Raw genomic sequence first — 24,250 nt, forward strand, 5'->3', positions numbered from 1 at the left:
AGGAGCACTTCGGCCCCGGCCTCAAGGGGGCGGCCTGACCGCCACCGGGGCGATCCCCCGCCGGATCGCCACCGGGGCGATCCCCCGCCGGATCGCCACCGGGGCGATCCCCCGCCATCGAGTGGCACAAGGATCTGCTCCACCGCACAGCGCCGGCCCCGGACACCCAGGACTCAGCCGGCGCTCGCGCTCCGCATCCGGGTGCGGGAGCCGGGCGTCATGCGGGCCGCCTCCATCGGCATGGTGTCCCAGCACGCGGGCACCTGGCGGGCCTCGTCAAGCGCGGGGACGAGAACCGGCAAGGTGAACCACACCACCTTGCCGGTACCGTTCGGGCGGACTCCCCAGCTCTGGCTGAGCGCCGCGATCAGTGACAGGCCGCGCCCGCTGGTCTCCCAGGTGTCGACGGTCCGGATCCGCGGCAGTGTCGGATCCAGATCGTGCACCGAGATCGTCAACTGATCGAGCAGGGCGCAGAGTTCGAGGGTGCACTGTTTGCTGGGGCGGGCGTGCCGGTGGACGTTCGCGAGCAGTTCGGTCACGCCGAGCATCGCCGGATCGATCAGGGGGTCGAGATGCCAGTACCGCAGTTGCGCGGAGACGATTCTGCGCACATGCCGGATGCGGGCCGGAAGGGCCTGGAGCTCCACCGTGCAGTGTGTGCTGGGCTGCCTGATCACGACCGCGACTCCCTGATGAGGCCGGGCGCCCCTGATGCCTCGCAGGGGCGAAGATCGGATCCAGCGATGCGACTGACACCGCAGCGTCACCGCTGGTGAACCCTCAGTGATACAAGTCAAGGGTCCGCCCGCGGGTGCCGTCTCGCAACCGCACCGCCCCGGCCGCGGCGGGGAGTCAGGGGCGTGGTGGACGCGCCGCCTGGACGGCCTTCAGGAAGAGTTCCGGGGCCCCGAGGGTGAGCGAGTAACGGTGGCCGTTGATCGTGGCGAGTGCCCGGTCCCGCGCCGCGAACAGCGGTTTGTGCGCCTGTACCGCCTGCAGCGGCGCACTGTCGATCTCGGTGCCGTAGCTCGTCAACAGGGCCAGCCGGCCGTCCCGGATGACGACCTGTCCGGCGCGGGTCAGGGACCGCAGCCATCGCTCGATCCGTACGCCGGTCGCGTTGAATTCCGGCTCCGCCATGGCCACCACCTCCTCGGTACATCGGGCAGGTGCCCTCCACCGCCCCTTGGTGGGAGTGTGCCCGCACGGCGCCCCCGACGCCAGTGCTCTCCGGGGCACGTGGCGCGCAACAGCCGCCTCCCAGGCCCGCCTTGGGGTACCTCAAAGTGATGTTTATGCAGGTGAGAAGCGTGCGTCGGCTGGTTATAGTCGGTAGCGGCCCGGCCTTCCGCACGGGCCTCGAAACCATGAGGAGCGCGCCGGTGAGCACCGCACAGCAGCCGCAGAGCCGGCCGGACCGCGACATGGCGGCCCCGGCACCGATGCCGATCGTCGACGTCGACCGCACCGATCCGGAATACCGGAGCTGGCTCAAGGAAGCCGTCCGCAAGGTCCAGGCGGACGCCAACCGCACCGCCGACACCCATCTGCTGCGCTTCCCGCTGCCCGAGGACTGGGGCATCGACCTCTATCTCAAGGACGAGTCGACGCATCCCACCGGCAGTCTCAAGCACCGCCTGGCCCGGTCGCTCTTCCTCTACGGGCTGTGCAACGGCTGGATCCGCCCCGGCAAGCCCGTCATCGAGTCCTCCAGCGGCTCCACGGCCGTCTCCGAGGCGTACTTCGCGTCGCTGATCGGGGTGCCTTTCATCGCCGTGATGCCGGCGACCACGAGCCGCGAGAAGACCCGGCTGATCGAGTTCCACGGCGGCAGCTGCCATCTGGTGCAGGACCCGCGGACCGTCTACGAGGTCTCCGCCCGGCTCGCCGCGGAGTCCGGCGGTCACTACATGGACCAGTTCACGTATGCCGAACGGGCGACGGACTGGCGCGGCAACAACAACATCGCCGAGTCGATCTACCAGCAGCTGCGGCTGGAGCGCTATCCCGAGCCCGCCTGGATCGTGGCCACCGCGGGTACCGGCGGCACCTCCGCCACCATCGCCCGCTACGTCCACTACATGCAGTACGACACCCGCGTCTGCGTCCCCGACCCGGAGAACTCCTGCTTCTTCGACGGCTGGCTCACCGGCGACGCCACGACCCACTGCGTCACCGCCTCCCGCATCGAGGGCATCGGACGGCCACGGATGGAACCGAGCTTCGTGCCCGGCGCGATCGACCGGATGATGAAGGTCCCGGACGCCGCGAGCGTGGCCGCGGTACGCGCCCTGGAGACGGCGATCGGGCGGAAGGCGGGCGGCTCGACCGGCACCGGGCTGTGGAGCGCGCTGAAGATCGTCTCGGAGATGGTCGCCGAAGGCCGCACGGGCTCCCTCGTGACCCTGCTCTGCGACCCGGGTGACCGCTACCTGGACAAGTACTACTCCGACGAGTGGCTGGCGGCCCAAGGGCTGGACATCGCGCCCTATGCGCGGACCATCGAGACGTTTCTCGGGACGGGGGTCTGGGGGGACTGAGCGGGGCGCCGGCGGGGGCTCTTCCTGGCGGGGCTTTCCGCGTGGAGGCGCGTCCTCGCGGGGGGCTGCCCTGGTGGTGGCGCGTCCTGGTGGGGGTGTTCCGCCCCGCCTGTCCCGGTGGGGGCATGTTTCCCTCTCCCGGTCCGTCCCAGCGCGGGCGGTCCGTCCCACCGCGGGTCTGTTCCGGCGGCGGACTCTTTTTGCGGCATTGCCGTCACGGGAATACTTCCCGGTCCCCGGCGTTGTGGCCTGCAAGGGGGGTTCGCAACCCTTAACGGTTTTGTTCGCGTAACCCTTAAGGGTTGGATGCGCCCCTTGCAGGCCACAACAGGCAGGCCCGGTGTCGTATTCCTCCGCGCACCACGCTATCGGTCAACGTTCGGGAGGCGACCGGCAATTCGGCGATCCAGGGCCCGCATTGACTTCTGGAAGGCGCGGTCCAGGCCTGGCCGGGCCAGTGTCAGCGTCCAGCGGAACGGTGTCGGGCCGTCCATGGCGAATGTCCACCGCACCCGGGCCCCGGTGCCGGACGGCGTCAGCCGCCAGTCCTCCAACAGGGCGTGCAGGCCAGGGGCGTTGGTGGTGTCGACGCGGTAGGCGTAGTACTCGTCCGGCTCGGCGGCGAGCACCGTCTCGGTGAAGCGGCCGCCGCCCGTCAGCCGCACCTCGCGGCGCTTGCCGCCGTCCGTCGCAGCCGACCGCGACACGCCCGTGAACCAGCGGGACCAGCCCTCGACATCCTCCGCCAGCGCGGCGAAGACCGCCTGCGGCGGCGCGGCGATCTCCGCGGCGAACACCAGCCGCAGCGGGGCGGATTCGACGAAGTCGAGCTCTACTGGGCGGAGTCGGCGTGCCATGGGACGGGCCCCCTACGGGAACGGCGGTCGGCCTGCGCCGTACACCATAGCTGGCGGGCCGTCAGGTGTCTGCGTACGTCGGCTCAGATGTCTGTCGTGTGACGGCTCAGGTGTCCGTGTGCGCCGGTTCAGAGGGCGGCGCGCACGGGCTCAGAGGTCGGCGTGCACCGGTTCAGCGGCCCGCGCCGCCGTATCGGGGCGTGCGGCCGTAGCGGTTCGTGCGGCCGGATCGGCGGCGTCCGGCTGCTCGCCGGCGACCACCAGCTCCGGCGGCAGCTCCGCGAACGCCGCGCGCGCCTCCGGGGTCAGCCCGGCATCCGTCACCAGCACGTCCACCTCGTCCAGCGAGGCGAACGAACTCAGGCCGACCGTACCCCACTTGGTGTGGTCGGCGACCACCACCACCCGTCGCGCGGACCGTACGAAATGCCGGTTGGTCTCCGCCTCCGCCAGATTCGGCGTCGACAGCCCCGCCTCCACCGATATGCCGTGCACCCCGAGGAAGAGCACATCGAAGTGCAGCGACCGGATCGCGGCATCCGCCACCGGGCCCACCAGGGTGTCCGAGGGCGTACGCACCCCGCCCGTCAGTACGATGGTCGCGGCCCCCGGCCGCGGCCCCGCACCGCCGCTCGCGGCCGCTCGCTGCGCGGTGTAGAACACATCGGCCACCCGCACCGAGTTCGTCACGACCGTCAGATCCGGGACATCCAGCAGCTGCTGCGCCAGCGCGAACGCGGTGGTGCCGCCCGCCAGCGCGACGGCGCTGCCCGGCGCCGCCATCTCGGCCGCGGCCTTGGCGATGGCCTCCTTGGCGCTCAGCTCCAGCGCCGACTTCGCCTCAAAACCCGGCTCGTGCGCGCTCGGCTCACTGACCGGCACCGCGCCGCCGTGCACCTTCTCCACCGCGCCCTGGCGGGCCAGCGAGTCCAGATCGCGACGGACCGTCATATCCGACACGCCGAGCTTGCGGGTGAGCTCATTGACCCGCACCCCGCCGCGCCGCCTGACCTCGTCGAGAATCAGGGCGCGCCGCTGTTCCGCGAGGAGATTCTGGTTGTCGGTCACCCCGGCCCGTCCCTTCCGCCCGGCTCGCCGTCTCGGGTCGTCCGCGCCGTCTGCCGCCTTGCGATCACTGGTTTCTCTCATCCTCGCACGAGGTACCGACAGCGGGCCGGGTGCCGGTGCTCCGCGGCGGCCGGGTGGCACATACGCACACAACCCGGGCCGGATGGATGCGCTCCCGCCGGAAAGAGAGAATCCTGGGGGCACCGCACCGCACGGCGCCACACGGACACCGGGGGAGACCAGTGGAGACCGCGGAACCGACACCGCACGCCCGCTCAACGGGCCACGAAACAGTGTCAGCTGAGTCACCGACAGCCGCTCCGTCGGCAGTCGACCCGCCGGCAGCCGAGTCACCGCCGGCCGACCCGCCGACCGCCCGGCCGCAGCTCGCCCTGGAGCTCCTGGTGCACGGCGTCGGCGGCACCACACCGCACGAGATGCTCGGTGACCCACGCGTTCAGCGGATCACCGGCGACGACACCGCCGCCTGCTACCGCCGCACCGAGGACGCGGACGCCGAGGCGCGCCCCGGCGACTACCGCGGCCGCGCGGTCCGCGAGGCGTACTGCTGGTCCAACCTCACCTCGGGCAACGGCGCCCGCGCCCTCTGGCTGCTCCTGGTGCCCTTCATGGTCGCCAACCTCGCGCACTGGATGCGCCCGGCCGCACCGCCCGACCACAAGGCGCACCGGATCTACGACGTGCTCGTCCGTGTCCTCGCGCTCACCCTCACGGTCCTGCTGGCCGCCGCGGCCTGTGAGGTCGCCCTCGACCTCACGGCCTGGCAGTGCGCCGGCACCCCGGCCTGCGTCGCCGGCCGGTCCTGGATGGGCTTCCTCAGCCCCGCCGAATCCGGCTGGTGGAGCGCCCCCGGCCGGCGTCTCGTGCTGGCCTCCGCGGTGCCCCTGCTGGTCATCGGCTTCCTGTGGTGGCTTTCGCACCGCACCTGGAGCGCGTACGAATCCGCCTCCCCGCCGCCGCGCACCCCCGGCACCTCCCGCGACACCCCGGCCGACGAACGCACCGCGCTCAGCATGCACGGCTTCTGGTACGGCCGCCGCCTCGTCGCCCGGCTGCGCGCCGCGCACACCACGACGGGCGTGCTGACCATCGCCGTGGCCCTGCGCGTCGCCACCGCGAAGCTCGACGAGCGCAGCGGCGCGGGCACCGCCCTCACCGCCATCGGCCAGGTGCTGACCGCCCTGGTCGTGGTGTTCGTCGCCACCACGCTGGTCGTCGTCTGGCGCACCGTCCGCAGCGAGGCCGTCCCGGACGACCAGTCCGACCGTCTGGTGGTGCGGGCGCTGCCGTACGCCTCGCTCGGCGCGCTTGCGCTCGTTGCCGTACACGCCGCCTGGGAGCGTGCCGGAGCGCAGAGTTACGGCCCGCTGCCCGGTGCCGCGGCCTTCGGCGGGATCGCCGTCCTCCAGGGCGTTCTGGTGCTCGCACTGGCCGTGACCGCCTGGCTCCTGCAGCGCGCTGCCCGTGACGAGCAGCGCACCGCCCTGCGCGGCATGGGCGGCCCTGCCGTCGCCCTGCTGGCCTGCGCGGTCGGGGGCGTGCTGTCCGGGGGAGTGGCCCAGCGGTTCGGGGACTGGATCGATGGCGGCGCCACCTCCTACCGGCCGCACGGCCCGATCGTCGGCCCGCCCGTCCTGCTGTCCTGGCAGGCGTCCGTGCTGCCCGTCCTGCTCGTCGTCGTCGCCGTCGTCGCGGTGCTCGCCGCCGTCCGCGTGGTGCTCGTCCGCGGCCAGGTCTCCGGGAACATCGCCGGCTTCTACGACCCGCGCGAGCGCCACGACGAGCGCCGCACGAAGCGCATCGCCGGCACCATCGCCCGCGCCGGACTGACCGACGAGGCACCCGTCCTGGTCGCGGCCACCTCTGCCGTCACGCTCGTCCTGGGAACCGGCGCGGTGATCGGCGCCTGGCTCACCGGCCTCGCGCCCGGCCGCGCCGCGGAGGGCGCGCCGCCCGTCGTGCACGCCGCCGCCGAGACCGCCGAGTCCCTCGGCTCCTGGCTGATGGGCGCCGGCGTCATCCTCCTCATCACCATGGGCCGGCGCGCCTACCGCGACCACTCCGCCCGCCGCACCATCGGCATCCTCTGGGACGTCGGCACCTTCTGGCCGCGCGCCGCCCACCCCTTCGCGCCGCCCTGCTACGCCGAGCGCGCCGTTCCCGACCTCACCTGGCGGATCGCGACCTGGACCGAGCGGTTCGACGGGCGCGTGGTGATCTCCGGGCACTCCCAGGGCAGCGTGCTGGCGTCGGCCGCCGTCTGGCAGCTGGACCTGGTCACCCGCAGCCGGGTCGCCCTGCTCACCTACGGCAGCCCGCTGGAGCGCCTCTACGGACGCTGGTTCCCCGCCTTCTTCGGCCCGCCCGCGCTCACCGGCCTGCACCGTGAGACGGACGACTGGCGCAACCTGTGGCGCTTCACCGACCCGATCGGCGGCCCGATCCGGCTGGACGGCGAGGACGGCCGCACGATCGACCTGGGCCCGCTGTGCGACCCGCTCGCCTACGGCCGCACACTGCAGAACCCGCTGCCCGCCCAGATCCTGGGCCACGGCGACTACCAGGCCGACCCGGCCTTCGCCAGGGTACGCACCGAACTGATCGCCCGGCTCGGCCCGGCCGTACCCGCCCAGCGCCCGGAGACGGAACCCGCGCCGGACAGCCCGGGTCCGCCGCCTCCTCAGGGCAGTCCGGGCAGATCCTCCGCGTAGAGCAGGGTGAGGTCGTCGGTGCTCGGGTCGGTCAGCTGCGCGACCCGGCCCGCGTGCCGCTCGACCATCGCCTCGAACGTCTGCCGCGCGGTACGGCCGTTGCCGAAGGAGGGCCCCTTGGGGAGCGCGGTGAAGTACTTCAGCACCGCCTCGCCGGTTCCCTCGGCGAGCCGGTACTCATGCTCCTCGCCCTGCTGCTCGACGATCCGCAGCAGTTCCTCGGGGGAGTAGTCGCCGAAGGTGATGGTCCGTGAGAAACGGGATGCCACACCCGGGTTGACGGACAGAAAGCGCTCCATCTCGGCGGTGTAGCCCGCCACGATCACCACCACCGCGTCCCGGTGGTCCTCCATCAGCTTCACCAGCGTGTCGATGGCCTCCTTGCCGAAGTCCCGGCCGGAGTCCTCGGGGGAGAGGGCGTACGCCTCGTCGATGAAGAGCACCCCGCCGCGCGCCCGGTCGAACGCCTCCTGGGTACGGATCGCCGTCGACCCGATGTGCTCGCCCACCAGGTCGACCCGCGCCACCTCGACCAGATGACCGCGCTGCAGCACCCCCAGGGAGGCCAGGATCTCGCCGTACAACCGGGCCACCGTCGTTTTGCCGGTACCGGGGGAGCCGGTGAACACCAGATGGCGGCGCACCGACGCGGCCTTCAGGCCCGCCTGCTGCCGCCTGCGCCCCACCTCGATCATGTTGATCAGGCTGCGCACCTCACGCTTGACGCTGTCCAGCCCGACGAGGGTGTCCAGTTCGCCCAGCACCTCGTCGGAGGGGCGGCTGTCGACGGCCGGCTCGGCGGCCACCACGTCCTGCGGTGTGCGCTGGGCGGGAATCACCGGAACGTTGCCCAGCAGCCCGGTGGTCTGCGTCGCCGTCTGCACGGCGGGCGCCGCCCCGACGGGGGGTGCCGGTGCCGTCCGGCTCTCGTCGCTGGTGCAGTCCGTGACCACCGGCCCGTCGCCCTTCCCGGCGCCGCCTTCGGCGAACTCGTAGCCGCCGCGCGCACAGCGCTCCGTACGGCAGCGCGTGAGCGTGGTACGGCAGCCGTCGATCACATGGAAGCCGAAGCCCGAACTCCCAGTGACCCGGCAGCCGTTGAAGGTGCCACGGCCCTCGGCGGAGACATAGAAACCGGCCTCGGCCGGTGCACTGACGGTGCAGCCCTCGATGGTGGGATCGGCGCCCTTGGTGACGATCACGCCGGTCTGCGCGCCGTCGATGGAGCAGTTGGCGAGCGTGCCGCCGCTGCCGTGATCGCGGAACCACGCACCGGTCGCCGCCTCCCGGATCCGGCAGTCGTCCAGCTGCACCGTCGCCCCGTCGCTCACCGACACCGCGGTGTTGCGCACCTGGGAGATGTCGCAGTCCACCACATCCGCGCGCGAGCCCCGGTCCAGCACGAACAGCGCGTCCGGTACGTCGTGCACCCGCGTCGAGTCCAGCACGGCCGTCGCGCCGTCGCTCACCCATACCGCCGGATAGTCGCCCGTACTGTCGTGGATCTCGCACTGGTTGGCGTCCACCCGGGTGCCCGGGTCCCACACGGACAGACCGTTGCGGCCGAAGTGCCGCACCGTGCCGCGGGTCAGCGTCAGCACCGAACGGGACCGCAGATCGACCGCGTTCTCCGGGACGTCGTGGATATCGCAGTCGGCGAGCGTGAGGACCGCGTCGGTGTCCAGCGTGACGCCGTCCGCCGAGGTGCGGTGCACCGTGCAGTCGGTGAGATGGCCGGTGGCCCGCGCCGCCACCTGGATCCCGGCGCCCTTGATCTCGTACAGCTCGCAGCCCACCGCCTCGACCGCGCTGCCCTCGCCGTTGACCGACAGTCCGGCGCCGGACGCGTGGTGGATCCGGCAGTTCTCCAGCCGCGGATGGCCCCCGCCGCGCACCGCCACACCGGCCTGCCCGGCGGCCATCACCTCGCACTCCTCGAAGACCCCGCCGGCCCCGTCCAGGACGCTGATGCCCACCCCGCTCGCATTGTCGACCGTGCAGCGGCGCACCGTCGGACGGGCGCCGCCGCGGACCTCGATGCCGGACGCGGAGCGGGTCACCACCCGCAGATCGGCCAGCTCCGGGGAGCCGTGCTCCACCAGCAGCGCGGGCGAGGCCGAGTCCGTCGCCTCCAGATGCAGATCGTGGACGGTCGCCGAGGCACGTATGGTCAGTGCCACGCCGTCGGCCGGGGCGATCCGCACCGAACCGCGCGCACCCTCGGGGCCGCGCACCGTCACCGCACGCACCAGCACCAGATTCTCCCGGTACGTACCGGCCGGCACGGTCAGCACATCACCGTCCCCGGCGGCCTCCAGGGCGGCGGCGAGCGAGCTGTACTCCCCTGTACGGCGCCGCCAACGCGACGTTCCGGAGTGCGTCACCTGGACCGAGCCCTGTGCCATGGCGCTGTCGTGCCCCCACCTCGTACGGCTGTTGTCGGCCCGGCAGTCACATCCGTCCGTGGATGTCCGCATTCGGTCTGCGAGGCCCCAGCCGAGCGGCTGGCTGCACCACCGTAGCGCGCCCGGCGAGCGGCAGTTGACATGGTCAGCCGCCGCGGACGGCGCCCCGTCAGCTGCCCGCCCCGGCCCGTCCCCAGTCCTCGTCCGCGCGCTCCCACGCCGCGTCCCAGGCATGGAAGCGACGCACCATCAGCCGCCAGACGAAGAGCCGCCGGCCGCCCTCGATCAGTGCCCCGGTGGCGGCCGCGGCGCCCAGACCGGCCAGCACCGCGTGCGTACCGGCGGTGCCGGCGTCCATCGGGCGGGGCCGCACCCGGCCACGGTCGTCGGTCCAGATCCGGAAGCGCTCTCCGGCCTCCACGGGGCGCGGTGTGGAGATCTGCCCGATGTGCTCGCTGCCGTCCCGCGCCGTCCACCGGGCGATGACCCGGCGGTGCGCGTCACGCTGCGAGGAGGTCTCCGGATCGGGGTCCAGCGGGGCCTGGGAGAGCAGCCGGTCGACCGTGACCCACACCAGATGCCGCTGCTCGTGCTGGAACCGTACGGTCTTCGTGAGCGCGCCGTGCGCGGCCTGGCCGGTGAACCACCCGACGGAGACCGCCCCGAGAGCGATCAGAAGGGCGGCGATCAGCGCCGCCCATGCCTCGATCCGGTCGGTCCGGCGCCGAAGCGGATTGTGCCGCCAGTGCCACACCCCTCGCATCGCCCGCATCGCCGCGCCCCCTCTCCGTGTCCGTGAATACCGCATCGCGCGGCGGTTACGCGCGAGTTCGGTGAAGAGAGAGCAACATCACGCCATACGGGGCCGGCCGGTGGGAACGCCGGTGCGATAGGGCTGCCCGATATGAGCACCGGTGGCGCTTCGACACCGTTGTGTGCAGGGGCAGTTATCCGCCATCGGCGGACCGTGGAGCCGCTGCCGGCGAGCGGTGGGGGTGTGTCCTTGGCCCTGCCGCCCTGCCGCCCTGCCGCCCTGCCGCCCTGCCGTCGACGGGACCGCGCCGGGCGGTCAGCGCAGCTGTACGGCCACCGTCACCACGGCACCCGACACGTCGGCGCCGCCGGATGCGCCGCCGCCGGTGCCCGCCGTCCCCGCCGCGTCCGGCGCCGCGGCGACCGCGAACCGGTCCGACACCAGCCGCGCCAGCCACAGCCCGCGCCCCTTCGGCGCCCCGTCAAGACCAGGCAGCAGCTCGGGAATCACCGCCTCGCTGAAGCCGGGCCCCGCGTCGCTGATCCGGCACTCCAGCTCATCGCCCACCCGGCGCAGTACCAGCCGCCCGGAGCCGCCCGCGTGCTCCACGGCGTTCCCGGCGATCTCGTCCACCGCCAGCACGAACTCGCCGCGCCGTGGTTCGCGCAGCCCCTCGCGGGCCGCGCACTCCTCCACCAGCAGCCGCAGCTGCGGCAGCAGCCGGGCGGTGAAGCGACGCTGCAGCAGCCGGCGGCCGGACTCCTCCGCCGGCGCACCGGCCGCGCCGGCTGGTTCGGGATTCACCACGGCCGTACCACCTCCATCGGCGCCAGCCGGGGCACCGCCCCGGCGCCCAGCCGCCGCAGTATCCGGGCCTGCCCCCGGTCACAGCGCACCTCGACCCTTTCATGTGCCACGGCTCCGCTGACCTGGGCGAGCAGGCTGGTGGCGCAGCCGACGGACAGAAAGTGCAGCCCGGTCAGATCGACGGTCAGCCGCCGGGCCGACGCAGTACGGGCCAGCGCGATCTCCAGCGAACGGGTGAACGCGGCCCGGTTCGCGGTGTCCGCCTCGCCGATGAACCGCAGCGCGTCCTCCGCGTCGCGCACCGCGCGCAGACTGCCCAGCCGCTCCAGGAGGGCACGCGGATGCGCCCGTTCCATGGCGCCGAGCAGCCCGCGGTCGAAGCGGCGGCGGTCGTAGGCGCAGACCTCGGTGTACGACCCGCCGGTGAAGAGCGCGTCCGCATGGGTCTCGCGGTGGGCCACCGCGCCGGTGTCCATGCCGAGCGCGGCCAACCAGCCCATGTCGATGAACGCCCGCAGGCCGGTGTACCCCTCGGCCGTCGCCCGGTCCGTCTCCGTGCGCAGCCGGGCCAGCTGCCGTGCGACGGTGAACTCCCTGTCCGGCTCGATCACCTCCCGCATGCTGCTCATCACCAACTGGCCGCGCTCGCGGGCCAGCGCCGTGCTGCGGCTGGGGAAGTCGATCCTGGCCAGCACCTCTTCCCCGGGGACCCTGGGGCAGGGGAGGACCAGCACTTTTTCGCCGCGGGCGAGCCCGAGGCGCACGAAGGCCGTGACCACGTCCCAGCGCACCTCGTCATCGCCGTAGCTCACAAAGGCGTGATCCCCGGGCTCCAGACGCTGGACGGGGATGAGATGGCCGCTGCTGTCCCTCGCCGGTTTCGACACGCAGTTTTCTGTCTCCCCCCGTCGGTCTCTCCCGTCGGCGGCGCCGTGCTCACTGTAGGCAGCCGGCGACCGGCCCGCAATGAGTCCCGTCGGCCGCCGCGGGCCTCCGTGACGCGGTCCGGGCCGGGGTCCGGCGCCCCGCTCCGGCCCGTCAGCCGAGTATCTCGAAACGGTCGCCGATACGGATCGTGCCGACCTCCCGAGGCACCAGATTCTGGCCGAAGATCAACCGGTCTCCGAAGCGCCGGTGACGCGCGAGCGTGCGCAGCGGCTCCTTGCCGCGCTCGGCGGTGCGCTGGTCGGTGGTGGTCACCACGCAACGGGAGCAGGGCTTCGCGACCTCGAAGACCACCTCGCCGATACGGACCGTGCGCCACTCGTCCTCCTCCCAGGGCGCGGTGCCGTCCACCACCACATTGGGCCGGAAACGGTTCATCGGAAGGGGGCCCTCATCGGCGTGGTCGCCCTGGGCGATGAGGGAATTGAGGGCGTCCAGCGAGGAGGTGGTCGTCAGCAGCAGCGGAAAACCGTCGGCGAAGCTGACCGTGTCATCGGGGCGGGAGTACACCGGGTCGACGGGCCGGCGCCGCTCCGGGGCGTCGAGATGCACCAGCTCGGCCTCGACGCCCAGATACGCGCCGAACCACTCGGCGGCGGCCCGGTCCGCGGGCACCGCCTCGACCTTGTCCCGCCAGACCTCGACCGGGACCGTCTCCCCGGGCGCGGGCACCTCGACCGTCAGTGGCCGCATCCCGGGCGCGGTCAGCCGGAGGGCACCGCCCGGGAGCGCCTCGGCAGCCGCCAACGCCAGCTTCGGCTGGGGGCGTTGGGTCAGCAGTCCGCGCTCGGCGTCCACCACCATCCAGCGTCGGTCCCCGGCGAGCCCCCACGGCTCCACGACCGCCTCGCCGGGACCGGACCCCGTCAGGGATTTGACCGGGTAGAGATGGATCGATCGCAGCGCGGGCATGAGCATGGAGCCATCCTGCCAGCCCCCTCGGACAGTCGGCCGACGGGCCGGTGACCGCGGTGCCGCGACCGTCGGACCGGATCAGTCCCCCCGATCAGTACCCCCGCGGGTACTGCCGGCCGTACGGGTCGTCGTAGGGCGCGGCGGGCCGGGGTGCGGCGGGACGCGGTGCCATCGGAGCGGCCGGACGCATTGCCTCGTACCCCGTGCCGGTCGGCGCGGCGGGACGCTGCGGCTGCTGCGGTTGCTGGGCGGGATAGCCGCGGGCGCCCGCCTGCTGCGGGATGTACGGCGCCGGGGCGTGCTGCAGCGGGGCGGCCGGATGCCCGGCGGCGCCGGGATGGCCCTGGCCCGCCGACGGATAGGAGGGGGCGGAGGGGCGTGCGGGCAGTGCCGCGGGGAGCGCCGGCAGATACGAGCCGGTGTCATAGGGAGGGGGAGAGACCCGGATCGGGGCGATCTGGGGCGTACCACGCTCTGCGACAAGGCTGTCGTAGATCGGGGTGTCCGGGAAGGAGGGCGAAGCGTAGTAGCCGCCGCCGTAGGTAGAGCGGGGGGAGGTCATGCCTCTTAAGTTAAGCCCACGATGTGCCGATTGGGGAGACTGAAAAGAGGGTTGTTTTGCGAGTTGGGAGTGGCCGGGGAACCCCAATGTGAGCGAACTTGTGGAAATCGGTCGCGATCGCCCGTAGGGATCGTGTAAAGACCTCGCTTCTCGCAGGTGAACAGGGGGCGTTAGGGACGGTCCCGGCCAAGTAGGTTGGGAGGTGCCACCGCTGAGGGGGCACGGTCGAGAGGAAGGCGCGCGATGTCGATGCTCAAGGGCGGCAATGTTCCGGTCACGGCACCGGCGGTCAGGGTGGAAGTGGGCTGGCACGCCGCTCCCGGGGTCCCGGACGTGGATGCCTCCGCCCTGCTCCTGGTGTCCGGAAAGGTCCGTGACGACGCGGACTTCGTCTTCTACAACCAGGCGGCGCATGCGTCGGGCGCGGTACGCCACGAGGGCAAGCGGCCGGCCGGCGGCACCGCGATGACCGACACCCTCGCCGTCGACCTCGCCGCCGTCGAGCCCGCCGTCGACACGGTGGTGCTGGCCGCCTCCGCCGACGGCGGCGCCTTCGGGAGCGTCCCCGGTCTGCACATCCGGGTGCTGGACGCGGCGAGCGGCGCCGAAACGGCCCGCTTCGACAGCCAGGACGCCACCGCCGAGACCGCCTTCGTGCTCGGGGAGCTCTACCGCCGCCAAGGCGCCTGGAAGTTCCGGGCGGTGGGGCAGGGGTACGACACCGGGCTCACGGGCCTGGCCACCGACTTCGGCATCAGCGTGGACGGGGAGCCGGCCGCCGCACCGCCCCCTGCGGCCATGCCCGCCGCGCCTCCCGTGGCGCCGTCGGCCCCCGCGCCCCCGTTGCCGGCCGGTCAACCGGCGGCGTCAATTCCGTCTCCGCCGGGACCGCCCGCCCAGGCCCCCGCACCCGCTCCCGTTCGTCTGACAAAAGTCACCCTCACGAAGGAAGCGCCCGCCGTCTCCTTGACGAAGCAGGGCGGCACCTCCGGAGCGATGCGGGTGAACCTCAACTGGAACAGCGGCGCCACCGGAAAGCGCCTGACGAAGAAACTCGGCCGCAAGGCGATGGAGGCCATCGGCGCCCGAGGCGCGCTGCTGCCCCCGTCTGGCGATCTCGACCTCGATCTGTGCGCGCTGTACGAGCTGACCGACGGCGGCGCCGGGGTGGTGCACCCCATCGGCGGCAACTTCGGCGCTTTGCACGCCCCGCCGTTCATCCAGCTCGACGGCGACGACCGCACCGGTGCCGTCGCGTCCGGCGAGAACCTGACCATCAACCTCGACCACCAGGCGCGCATCAAACGCATCCTGATCTTCGTCACCGTGTACGCGGGCGCCCGGAGCTTCGAGGGCCTGCAGGCGACGGTCACCCTCCAGCCGCAGCACGGCGCCCCCGTCGACTTCACGCTCGACGCCTGCACGGTGCCCTCCAACGTCTGCGCGCTGGCCCTGATCACCAACACCGGCGGTGAACTCGTCGTCCGGCGCGAGGCCCGCTATCTGGTCCCCGAGCCCGGCGTCAGCCCGCAGCGCACCGTCGACCACGCCTACGGCTGGGGTCTGGACTGGTCCCCCGCCAGGAAGTGACGGCGGCGGGGGCGGCGCTCAGAGCGCTCCGTACGTCCGGCCCTTCCAGGCCGCCCCGCGCCCCCGGTAGTGCTGGACGGCCGAGTCCAGCGTCATCAACAGATAGAGCAGCGCGGTGAACGGCAGCAGCGGCGCCGTCCACGGCGCCTGCCGGTAGTAGCGCAGCATCGGCAGATACGTCCCGCACATCACCACCCAGGCTGCCCCGCCCAGCGTGGCGACCGCCCTGTCGCCGCCGGCCAGCCCGGCCACCAGCACCACCGGCGGTGCGAGATACACCAGCGCGAGACCGGCGACCGTCGCCGCCAGCAGCAGCGGACGGTGCAGCAGCTGGGCGTACGCGCTGCGCGAGACCATCCGCCACAGCTCCGCCAGCCGGGGATACGGGCGCACGCTGTTGACCCGCTCGGCGAGCCCCAGCCAGATCGTGCCGCCGTTCCGCTGCACCGCGCGCGCCAGCGTCACATCGTCGATCACCGCATGCCGGATCGACTCCGGGATGCCCGCGCGCTCCGCCGCGTCCAGCCGCAGCAGCACACAGCCGCCGGCCGCGGCCGCGGTCCGCGCCCCGGGACGGTTCACCCAGCGGAAGGGGTAGAGCTGCCCGAAGAAGTACACGAACGCCGGCACGATCAGCCGCTCCCAGAACGTCACGACCCGCAGCCGCGCCATCTGCGACACCAGGTCCAGATCCGCCGACCGCGCCGCCGCCACCAACTCCCGCAGACTGTCCGGTTCATGGGCGATGTCCGCGTCCGTCAGCAGCAGATACTCCGGCGCGACCCGGAACCGCGCCAGCGCGATCCCCTGCCGTACGGCCCACAGCTTCCCCGTCCACCCCGCCTCCGGCTCACCGGGCGAGGAGACCGTCAGCGGCAGCCCGCCCCGCTCGGCCGCCAGCGTACGGGCCAGTGCGCCGGTCCCGTCCGTACTGCCGTCGTCGACGAGGAAGACCTCCGCCCGGCCCGGATATTTCTGCGCGAGCAGGGACGGCAGGCTCTCCGGCAGCACCGCGGCCTCGTCCCGCGCCGGGACGACCACGGCGACCGAAGGCCAGCGCTCCGGATCCCGGCGCGGCGGAAGCCGTACGTCCGTCCGCCAGAAGAAGCCCTGCCCCAGCAACAGCCACACCCAGGCCAGCAGCGACCCGGCGCCGATCCACTCCATCGCTCCCACGGCCGCAGTCTGCCGCACCACACCTACGGCACACCGGCGAACGACAGGGTGTACCCGGTATGGCTGAACCTGAGTTGCGCCGGTGCCGGCGGGGCGTGCGCGCGCCGGGGCGGCGTCGATAGGAAAAGATGGACGGCCGGGTAAGGTGTCCGGGTGAAGATCGCGCTCATGGACTCCGGGACCGGGCTGCTGCCGGCGGCCGCCGCGATGCGACGACTGCGGCCGGACGCCGATCTCGTCCTCTCCAACGACCCCGACGGCATGCCCTGGGGCCCGCGCACGCCCGACGACGTCGCCGCGCACGCGCTGGCCGTGGCACGGGCCGCCGCCGCGCACCGTCCCGACGCCCTGATCGTCGCCTGCAACACCGCCTCCGTGCACGCGCTGCCGGTGCTCCGCGCCGAACTGGAACCCGCCGTGCCGGTCGTCGGCACCGTCCCGGCCATCAAGCCCGCCGCGGCCGGCGGCGGCCCTGTCGCGATCTGGGCCACCCCCGCCACCACCGGCAGCCCCTACCAGCGGGATCTGATCGAACGGTTCGCGAGCGGGGTGAGCGTCACCGGTGTGCCGTGCCCCGGCCTCGCCGACGCCGTCGAGCAGGCGGACGAGAGCGCCATCGACGCCGCCGTCGCGGCCGCCGCGCAGCGCACCCCCCAGGACATCCGGGCCGTCGTCCTCGGCTGCACCCACTACGAGCTGGTCGCCGAACGCATCCGGACCGCCCTCCAGCGGCCCGGCGCCCCCGCTCTCGTCCTGCACGGCTCGGCCGAGGCCGTCGCCGCCCAGGCGCTGCGCCGCATCGGCGCCGAGCCGGCCCCCGCCGCCGCGCCGACCGGCGGTCTGCGCGTGCTGGAGTCCGGCCGTCCGGCGGGACTGCCGGCCGTGGCGCTCGCCTACGCGGCGGGCCGGCTGCTCGCCGGTGGTACGGAACCGGCGGACGCTCCGGCGGCCGACGAGCTCGCCGCCACCGCGCCGCGCCCGTGACGACGTCACCCCTCGCCCGCGACGTGCGGTGACACCCCGACCGCGGAGCGCCTCCCGGCCGTGAACGACCCGGCCGAGGCGGTGCCACCGCATACGAAGGCGCGTACGCTGCGTGTCATGAGGGACCACCCCCACGAGGGGGCAGCAGCCCCCGGGAACCACGGCGGCAGCGAAGGCGCCGGCGGCCGCGCGCGCTCCGTCGGCCGTGCGCGTACGGACATCCCCGAGGTCTGGCAGGGCAGCGCCACCAACCGCGTCCAGTGGCTGCTGGCCTCCATGGGTGCGGCCTGCCTGGCGCTCGGTATCCAGCTGGCCGTCGAGAGCCCCTGGCCCTCCGGGCTCACGGCGCTGGTGATGGCGGTGGTCGGCTGTGTCGCGGTCGGCCTGCTGGTGCTCTTCGGCACGCTCGCCTACGTCCGTGTGTCGGTACGGGTCGACCGGGAGTGCCTGGAAGTGCGGTGCGGCCATATAGGGGTGCCGCGTCGCCGGATCCCTCTCGACAACGTGGTCGGCGCCGACTTCGCGCCACGGGTCACCCCCCGGCACTGGGGTGGCTGGGGCTACCGCTGGCGCCCCGAACAGGGCACCGCCGTCGTCGTACGCCGGGGCGAGGGCATGGTGCTCCGGCTCGCCGACGGGCGCACCTTCACCGTCACCGTCGATGACGCGGAGGCCGCGGTGCGGTACATCCGCGCCCGGCTGGGCACGCGCGGCGGGACACCGGCGGGCGCCTGAGGGCCGGACCCGGTCGCGGATCCGGGCCTTGCGGATCGGGGACGCGTGCCCGTGTGCCGGTGCCATGTGCCTGTGCGGCGTGGCGATGTCCGCGCTTTCCCTTAAGGTTCACAGCATGGCGACCCCCGACTTCATCCGTGAGATCCGGACGTCCATCGGCAGCCAGCTCCTGTGGCTGCCGGGGGTGACCGCGGTCGTCTTCGACGACGCGGGACGTGTCCTGCTGGGCAAGCGGGTGGACACCGGCGGCTGGGCGGTGATCGGCGGAATCCCCGAGCCCGGCGAACAGCCCGCCGAGACCGCGGTACGCGAGGTGTACGAGGAGACCGCGGTACAGGTCGTCCCCGAGCGCGTCGTCCTGGTGGAGACGGTGCCGCCGATCCGGTACCCGAACGGTGATGTCTGCCAGTTCATGGATGTGACGCTGCGCTGCCGGGCGATCGGCGGCGAGGCCAGGGTCAACGACGACGAGTCGCTGGAGGTGGGCTGGTTCGCCCTGGACGCCCTGCCGGAGCTGGCGGACTACGCCCTGACCCGCATCAAGCGGGCGGTCGAGGCCGGGCCGACGTGGTTCCACGGGATGGGGGAAGTGCCCCAGGGGTAGCCAGGCGGAGACGAAGCAGGAGCCCCCGGGCCGACGCCTACAGCTCCTCCGTGGACGGTTCGTCCATCGGGTCGCCGGTCTCCTCGGGCAGCGGAGGGAGCTCGGACTCGTCCGGGGCACCGGGCTCCTCGGACGGCGCGGGCCCGGGCTGCTCCCCGGAGGCCTCCTCGGTGTGCATCTCCAGCCGGTCCTTGCGGCAGGTGGTGATCCACGTACCGGTGGGGCCGCTCTCGAACTGGCAGAACCAGCCCCGCACGGCCAGCGATCCCACCTCGCCGCCGCCTTCCTGCGGGGCCCGCTGAAAGAACTCGGTCATCACGTCATGGGCCTCTTCGCAGCCCACCGTGCCGTCGGCTCCCGGGTCGGCGAACAGGGCGACGTTCCTGGCCCGGCCGAGCGCGTCGGGAATCTCGCCGCAGTTCACGGGCTGCCCAGGGACGCCGGGCGAGGAGTTCCCGGGCGACGGGGAGTCCGGGTCCGGTGTGCCGCCCTGGCCGGTGGGGGCGGCCTCGGTGCCGGTGTGGTGGGTGACCTCCGGGCCCTCGTGCTCGCTCCCGCATCCCGCGGCGGCGAGCGCGAACAGCACGGTCGGCACGGCGATGAGCCTACGCATGTCGGACTCCCTTGTGGCGACGGTGCGCTGCGTCGTCTGACGCTAGGGCCGGTCCGATGGGGCATGGCCGGGCCCGCGGCCCTGTCCCATCGGACAGACCCTAGGAGGCCGACGGGGCGAGCGGCGATCCGGGAACGACTGTTCGGGTGAGATCGTGCTGGGGCGGGAGGGCCGGACGGCGATGCCGTTCCCGATGGACGGCGTCCCGGTCGCCGAGCGTGTCCGCCCGTCCGGCGCCGTGTTCGTCAGGTACACCGCCTCCGGTCCGTCCTACCTGGTCGTCTCCGGTTGAGCGCCCGCGACCGAGCCACGTATCGTGTAGGGATATCGCTACGCTGGGTGACGGCGGAGGGTGTGGCACATGACTGCTGAAGTCCCGCTGGACGGCACTGGTGCCGACGCCACCGAGGTCCTGATCGTCGGCGCCGGTCCGACCGGGCTCACCCTTGCCTGCGATCTGGCCAGGTGCGGGGTGCGCGCTCAGCTGATCGAGCGGTCCAACCGGCTGTTCCCAGGATCGCGCGGCAAGGGGCTGCAGCCCCGTACCCAGGAGGTCTTCGACGACCTCGGTGTGATCGACGCGATCCGCGCGGGCGGTGCCCCCTTCCCCCCGATGCAGACCTGGGAGGGCGATGAGCGCCGCGGCGAATGGGACCTGATCGACAAGGCGCCCGGCCGCACGTACTCGGCCTACCCGAGCGTGTGGATGGTCCCGCAGTGGCGCACCCAGCGGATCCTGTACGACCGGCTGCGCCGGCTGGGCGGCGGCGTCGAGTTCGGGACCGGTCTGCTCGACCTGGAGCAGACCGACGACCACGTCATCGCCGAAGTCGCGCGTCCCGACGGGACGAGCCGGACGGTCGCCGCCCGGTACCTCGTCGGCACCGACGGCGGTCACAGCACGGTGCGGCACGCCCTGGGGCTGCGGATGACGGTCGCGGACACCCGTCTGCGCCCTCCCTGGTCGCCGATGTCCGCATACGCGGCCTCGATCGCGACAACTGGCATGTCTGGCCCAAGGCCCCCGGCGGCCCGATGCTCCTGTGTCCGCTGCCCGGCACCGAAGACTTCCAGTTCTGCGCGCAGTTCGACATCGACCGGCCGCACGCCTCCCATGACGTCCGCACCATCATCAGCTCCCGCAGCCATCTGCCCGCGAGCGCGGTCACCCACGTCCGGTGCGCGTCGTACTACCAGCCCCACGCCGCGCTCGCCCAACGCTTCACCCACGGCCGGGTGTTCCTCGCCGGCGACGCCGCGCACGTCCACCCGCCGGGCGGCGGACAGGGGCTGAACACCAGCGTCCAGGACGCCTACAACCTGGGCTGGAAGCTGGGACAGGTGCTGCGGCACGGAGCGGATCCGGAGCTGCTGGAGAGCTATGCGGTGGAGCGGCTGCCGGTCGCCGTCGGGGTTCTGCAGCTGAGCACCCGGCTGTACCGCGTCGGCCGCACCCCGGAGGTGGGCAGCGCCGCACAGGCCGCGCGCCGCGGCCGGATGACCAATCAGCTGGATGTGGGCTATCGGGAGAGCCCCTTGTCGAGGGAGGCCCGGAAGGGGCTGAATCCGGCCGCCCTCAGCGCCGGCGACCGCGCTCCCGACCTGCCGTTCTCGGCCGGCCTGCGGTCCCCGGACGACGGCATGCCGGTCACGCGGCTCTTCGACCTGCTGCGCGGGCCGCAGTTCACGCTGCTCGCCGTCGCGATGAACCTGCCCGTCGCGCCCAGTGGCGTGCGTGCGTACCGTCTGGACGACAGCGCGGTCCGGGCGCTTTACGGGAGGGGCTGTTCCTGGTCCGTCCGGACGGGTACGTCGGCTTGGCCACCCACGATCCGGCGGATGTACCCGCGTATCTGGCGACGGTCGGGCTCTCCTGACCGGACGGCCGAAGCCGGTACCGGGGCCCTGTCGAAGGCCGGAGTACCCACCGCAGGCCAACACGCTCCGTCGAAGGCCGCGGCCCACACCGAGGTCGACCCGACGTCGCGGAGCCCCGAAGCCCGTCGAGGTCGGCACCGAAGCCTCATCGAAGTCCTGCGGGAGTCCGGACGATTCCCGGACCGCGTGGCCGGGCAGTCTGCCGAACATGCCGGGCACTCGTGTGAGGTGACCACATGTGGTGTGGTGCCCCGGCATCGCGGAATGACAGTTCTGGAGATCTTCGCGGCGGGGGCGAGGGACGGAGGCAAGGTGGCGGGCGAGGCGGGCAGGGCCGGGAACGGACCGCCGTTCCCGGGGGCGAGCCGCCGGGAGATGCTCGCGGCCACGGCAGCGGCGGGTCTGGGCCTGTTCACCGGGTGCGGCAAACCGTCCGATCGCACCGACGCCGCCCCCAGGGAGTCGCCGCGGGGCGGACGGCAGCCGTCCGCCCCGTCTTCCGAGCCCGGTTCCGCCGGTGCGTCAAGCTCGTCCGGGTCGGCGGGACCGCGAGCCCCCGCCGACCCGCCCGCCACCTCAAGCCCGTCGGCCGGACCGGCGAAACGGCGGCTGGAACTGCCGCGCGGCGGGCGGGAGCTGTTCCCCCGTCACCGTCTGGTGGGCTTCTGCGGCCTGCCCGGTGCCGCGGCGCTCGGCAGGCTCGGCGTCGGTGCCCCCGCCAGAAGGGCCGCCGAGCTGGCGAAGCTGGCGGACGTGCACGCCGCCGGGCGTGAGCCGCTGCCCGTCCTCGAACTCCTGGCGGTGGTCACCGTCGCCGAGGCCGGCCACGACGGCACGTACCGCACGCGCACGCCTGCCGCCACCGTCCGCCGCTTCCACGCCCTCGCACGCGAGCACCGGGCGCTCCTGCTGCTGAACATCCAGCCGGGGCGCGCGGCGGTCCTCGACGAGGTGGCGGCGCTGCGCGAGTGGCTGGTCCATCCCGATGTGGGGCTCGCCCTCGACCCGGAGTGGGAGATGGGCCCGCACGACGTGCCCGGCCGCACCTTCGGCCGTACCAGCGGTGACGAACTGACCCGTGTCGCCCGCTATCTGTCGGAGCTGGTCGACGCGTACGGTCTGCCGCAGAAGCCGCTCGTCTTCCATCAGGTCGCCACGTCCGTGGTGCGCGACGAGTCCGCGCTGCGGACGCAGCCCGGCGTGGCCCTGATCAAGAGCGTCGACGGCATCGGCTCGCCCGCCATGAAGCGGCGCACCTGGCGGCACCTCGTCGCCGGGCTGCCCGACGGTCTCCACACCGGCTTCAAGCTGTTCTACGAGGAGGACGCGAAAGCCGGCCGCTTGATGACACCGGAGGAGGTGCTGAGCCTCGGCCCGGAGCCGGAGTATGTGATGTACGAGTGAGCGGGCGGCAGTGAGCCGGAGTGCCGCAGCCCCCGAGGCCGGGGCGCCGGGGCGCACGACGATCGGGGGCTGCGGCCGCGGAGTCGCTCGCTCAGGAGGCGGAGTTCCGTCGTGGTGCCGAACGCTCCGCGTTCGCGGTGCGGCGTGCCTGGGACGGGCGGCCGCGCCGGCCACGGGACGAGGACGAGCTGCGCTTGGGGCGGTCGGCGGGCGGTGCGCTGATGGTGACCGGGGTGCCGGAGGGAGCCTGGGCGCCCGTGATGCGGGTGAGCTCGGCATCGCCGGAGCGGACCTGGGTGATCTGCGGAATTATACCGGCGGTGGCCATGAGACGGGTCATCTCGCGGCGCTGAGTGGGCAGCACCAGCGTCACCACGCTGCCGGACTCACCGGCCCGCGCGGTGCGCCCGCCGCGGTGGAGATAGTCCTTGTGGTCGGTCGGCGGGTCGACGTTGACCACCAGGTCGAGATTGTCGACATGGATGCCACGGGCCGCGACATTGGTCGCGATCAGCGCGGTGACCTGGCCGGACTTGAACTGCTGGAGGGTGCGGTTGCGCTGCGGCTGGGACTTGCCGCCGTGCAGCGCGGACGCCCGTACCCCGCTGGCGAGCAGGTCCTTGGCCAGCCGGTCCACCGCGTGCTTGGTGTCCAGGAACATGATCACCCGGCCGTCGCGCGCCGCGATCTCCACGGTGGTGGCGTGCTTGTCCGCGCCGTGCACATGCAGGATGTGGTGCTCCATGGTGGTCACCGCGCCCGCCGACGGGTCGACGGAGTGCACGACCGGATCGCTGAGGAACCGGCGGACCAGCTTGTCGACATTGCGGTCCAGCGTGGCCGAGAAGAGCAGGCGCTGGCCGTCCGCGCGCACCTGGTTCAGCAGCTCGGTGACCTGCGGCATAAAGCCCATGTCGGCCATCTGGTCGGCCTCGTCCAGAACGGTGGTCCGCACCTCGTCCAGGCGGCAGTCGCCGCGCTCGATGAGGTCCTTGAGCCGCCCGGGAGTGGCCACGACGACCTCGGCGCCGGTGCGCAGCGCCCCGGCCTGCCGGCCGATGGACATCCCGCCGACGACGGTGGCCATCCGCAGGTTCAGGGCCTGGGCGTACGGGGTGAGCGCGTCGGTGACCTGCTGGGCCAGTTCACGGGTGGGGACGAGGACCAGCGCGAGCGGGGCGCGCGACGCGGCACGCTGCCCGGCTGTACGGGACAGGAGCGCGAGGCCGAAGGCGAGGGTCTTGCCCGATCCGGTGCGCCCGCGGCCGAGCACATCGCGTCCGGCGAGGGAGTTGGGCAGCGTGGCGGCCTGGATGGGGAACGGCTCGGCCACCCCGAGCCGGGTGAGCGTCGCGAGCAGCGGCGCGGGCATGTCCAGCTCGGCGAATGTCTCGACGGCGGGCAGCGGCGGGGTGGTGCTCACGGGAAGCGCGAACTCGCCCTGTGGGGCGGCGGGTTTGGCGCGGCGCGGGCCCTGCGAGCGGAAGCGGCCGCCGGAGCCTTGGCTGCGGCCGCCGGAGCGGGAGCCATTGCCTCCGGAGCGGCCTCCGGCGCCGCCGGAGCGGCCGTAGCGGTCATGGGAGCGGGTGCTGCGGTTCAAGCGGAACCTTCCTCGATGCGGCGCGTATCGAGGGAGACCCGGCGGGATGAATGCCGCGCGGGGAATCGCAAGAACGAG

General features: G+C 73.0%; 21 protein-coding genes and 1 pseudogene. 9 read left to right on the plus strand and 13 right to left on the minus strand.

Annotated features, from left to right (window positions below):
* Positions 1 to 173: 173 nt before the first annotated feature.
* Entirely contained in the window at positions 174 to 680 is a 507-nt protein-coding gene (locus K9S39_RS36815; protein WP_248867646.1) for an ATP-binding protein, read from the minus strand.
* 175 nt (positions 681 to 855) lie between these two features.
* The gene (locus tag K9S39_RS36820; RefSeq protein ID WP_248867647.1) at positions 856 to 1,143 is read right to left on the minus strand and encodes a hypothetical protein; all 288 of its coding nucleotides are present in this window, start codon (positions 1,141 to 1,143) and stop codon (positions 856 to 858) included.
* Between the two features lie 302 nt (positions 1,144 to 1,445).
* Here K9S39_RS36820 and K9S39_RS36825 point away from each other — a divergent pair, with 302 nt between their 5' ends.
* A complete protein-coding gene (locus K9S39_RS36825) occupies positions 1,446 to 2,543 on the plus strand; it encodes a PLP-dependent cysteine synthase family protein (RefSeq protein WP_248869120.1) in 1,098 nt (365 codons plus the stop codon).
* Positions 2,544 to 2,908: 365 nt separating this feature from the next.
* Here the strand turns inward: K9S39_RS36825 and K9S39_RS36830 are convergent, their stop codons facing one another.
* Positions 2,909 to 3,400 (minus strand): SRPBCC family protein, encoded by a 492-nt coding sequence (locus tag K9S39_RS36830; RefSeq protein WP_248867648.1) that lies wholly within the window; start codon positions 3,398 to 3,400, stop codon positions 2,909 to 2,911.
* Between the two features lie 150 nt (positions 3,401 to 3,550).
* Positions 3,551 to 4,468 carry a DeoR/GlpR family DNA-binding transcription regulator gene (locus K9S39_RS36835; RefSeq protein WP_248867649.1) on the minus strand — a complete coding sequence of 306 codons (918 nt, stop codon included), beginning with the start codon at positions 4,466 to 4,468 and terminating at the stop codon, positions 3,551 to 3,553.
* Between the two features lie 293 nt (positions 4,469 to 4,761).
* Here K9S39_RS36835 and K9S39_RS36840 point away from each other — a divergent pair, with 293 nt between their 5' ends.
* On the plus strand, positions 4,762 to 7,200 hold the full coding sequence (locus K9S39_RS36840; protein WP_406708076.1) for a hypothetical protein: 2,439 nt from the start codon (positions 4,762 to 4,764) through the stop codon (positions 7,198 to 7,200).
* Here K9S39_RS36840 and K9S39_RS36845 read toward each other — a convergent pair.
* The 6 genes from K9S39_RS36845 to K9S39_RS36870 all read right to left on the minus strand — a co-directional run bounded on the left by K9S39_RS36845 (position 7,170) and on the right by K9S39_RS36870 (position 13,588).
* Positions 7,170 to 9,605, minus strand: coding sequence for a right-handed parallel beta-helix repeat-containing protein (locus K9S39_RS36845; RefSeq protein WP_248867650.1), 2,436 nt, complete (start codon positions 9,603 to 9,605; stop codon positions 7,170 to 7,172). The two genes, K9S39_RS36840 and K9S39_RS36845, sit on opposite strands and share 31 nt — an antisense overlap.
* A gap of 169 nt (positions 9,606 to 9,774) precedes the next feature.
* Positions 9,775 to 10,377: an Rv1733c family protein gene (locus K9S39_RS36850; protein ID WP_248867651.1), complete on the minus strand. Its 603-nt coding sequence runs from the start codon at positions 10,375 to 10,377 to the stop codon at positions 9,775 to 9,777.
* Positions 10,378 to 10,674: 297 nt separating this feature from the next.
* Positions 10,675 to 11,166 (minus strand): ATP-binding protein, encoded by a 492-nt coding sequence (locus tag K9S39_RS36855; RefSeq protein WP_248867652.1) that lies wholly within the window; start codon positions 11,164 to 11,166, stop codon positions 10,675 to 10,677.
* Positions 11,160 to 12,053: an MEDS domain-containing protein gene (locus K9S39_RS36860; protein WP_248867653.1), complete on the minus strand. Its 894-nt coding sequence runs from the start codon at positions 12,051 to 12,053 to the stop codon at positions 11,160 to 11,162. The genes K9S39_RS36855 and K9S39_RS36860 overlap by 7 nt, the downstream gene beginning before the upstream one ends.
* Positions 12,054 to 12,204: 151 nt before the next feature.
* Positions 12,205 to 13,029, minus strand: a complete 825-nt coding sequence (locus K9S39_RS36865; RefSeq protein ID WP_248867654.1) for an MOSC domain-containing protein — start codon at positions 13,027 to 13,029, stop codon at positions 12,205 to 12,207.
* A gap of 88 nt (positions 13,030 to 13,117) precedes the next feature.
* Positions 13,118 to 13,588, minus strand: a complete 471-nt coding sequence (locus tag K9S39_RS36870) for a DUF6643 family protein (RefSeq protein WP_248867655.1) — start codon at positions 13,586 to 13,588, stop codon at positions 13,118 to 13,120.
* Between the two features lie 243 nt (positions 13,589 to 13,831).
* On the opposite strand from K9S39_RS36870, the gene K9S39_RS36875 reads away from it, so the two are divergent.
* Positions 13,832 to 15,178, plus strand: coding sequence for a TerD family protein (locus K9S39_RS36875; protein ID WP_248867656.1), 1,347 nt, complete (start codon positions 13,832 to 13,834; stop codon positions 15,176 to 15,178).
* Between the two features lie 18 nt (positions 15,179 to 15,196).
* Here the strand turns inward: K9S39_RS36875 and K9S39_RS36880 are convergent, their stop codons facing one another.
* The gene (locus K9S39_RS36880; RefSeq protein ID WP_248869122.1) at positions 15,197 to 16,345 is read right to left on the minus strand and encodes a glycosyltransferase; all 1,149 of its coding nucleotides are present in this window, start codon (positions 16,343 to 16,345) and stop codon (positions 15,197 to 15,199) included.
* Positions 16,346 to 16,507: 162 nt separating this feature from the next.
* On the opposite strand from K9S39_RS36880, the gene K9S39_RS36885 reads away from it, so the two are divergent.
* The 3 genes from K9S39_RS36885 (at position 16,508) to K9S39_RS36895 (ending at position 18,677) form a co-directional block, all read left to right on the plus strand.
* Positions 16,508 to 17,338, plus strand: coding sequence for a glutamate racemase (locus tag K9S39_RS36885; RefSeq protein WP_248867657.1), 831 nt, complete (start codon positions 16,508 to 16,510; stop codon positions 17,336 to 17,338).
* A gap of 117 nt (positions 17,339 to 17,455) precedes the next feature.
* Positions 17,456 to 18,073 carry a hypothetical protein gene (locus K9S39_RS36890; protein ID WP_248867658.1) on the plus strand — a complete coding sequence of 206 codons (618 nt, stop codon included), beginning with the start codon at positions 17,456 to 17,458 and terminating at the stop codon, positions 18,071 to 18,073.
* Between the two features lie 115 nt (positions 18,074 to 18,188).
* Positions 18,189 to 18,677 (plus strand): NUDIX hydrolase, encoded by a 489-nt coding sequence (locus K9S39_RS36895; protein ID WP_248867659.1) that lies wholly within the window; start codon positions 18,189 to 18,191, stop codon positions 18,675 to 18,677.
* A gap of 37 nt (positions 18,678 to 18,714) precedes the next feature.
* Here the strand turns inward: K9S39_RS36895 and K9S39_RS36900 are convergent, their stop codons facing one another.
* Positions 18,715 to 19,290: a hypothetical protein gene (locus K9S39_RS36900; protein WP_248867660.1), complete on the minus strand. Its 576-nt coding sequence runs from the start codon at positions 19,288 to 19,290 to the stop codon at positions 18,715 to 18,717.
* 154 nt (positions 19,291 to 19,444) lie between these two features.
* On the opposite strand from K9S39_RS36900, the gene K9S39_RS36905 reads away from it, so the two are divergent.
* The 3 genes and pseudogenes from K9S39_RS36905 (at position 19,445) to K9S39_RS42545 (ending at position 22,572) form a co-directional block, all read left to right on the plus strand.
* Positions 19,445 to 19,582 (plus strand): hypothetical protein, encoded by a 138-nt coding sequence (locus K9S39_RS36905; protein WP_248867661.1) that lies wholly within the window; start codon positions 19,445 to 19,447, stop codon positions 19,580 to 19,582.
* A 69-nt stretch (positions 19,583 to 19,651) separates the two neighbouring features.
* Positions 19,652 to 20,185, plus strand: a pseudogene (locus tag K9S39_RS42540) (FAD-dependent monooxygenase); the annotation flags it as partial.
* Between the two features lie 140 nt (positions 20,186 to 20,325).
* A complete protein-coding gene (locus tag K9S39_RS42545; protein ID WP_319949608.1) occupies positions 20,326 to 22,572 on the plus strand; it encodes an FAD-dependent monooxygenase in 2,247 nt (748 codons plus the stop codon).
* A 91-nt stretch (positions 22,573 to 22,663) separates the two neighbouring features.
* Here the strand turns inward: K9S39_RS42545 and K9S39_RS36920 are convergent, their stop codons facing one another.
* Positions 22,664 to 24,172, minus strand: a complete 1,509-nt coding sequence (locus K9S39_RS36920) for a DEAD/DEAH box helicase (RefSeq protein WP_248867663.1) — start codon at positions 24,170 to 24,172, stop codon at positions 22,664 to 22,666.
* Between the last annotated feature and the right edge of the window lie 78 nt (positions 24,173 to 24,250).

It is taken from the genome of Streptomyces halobius, assembly GCF_023277745.1.
In the GTDB taxonomy this organism is placed as follows: domain Bacteria; phylum Actinomycetota; class Actinomycetes; order Streptomycetales; family Streptomycetaceae; genus Streptomyces; species Streptomyces halobius.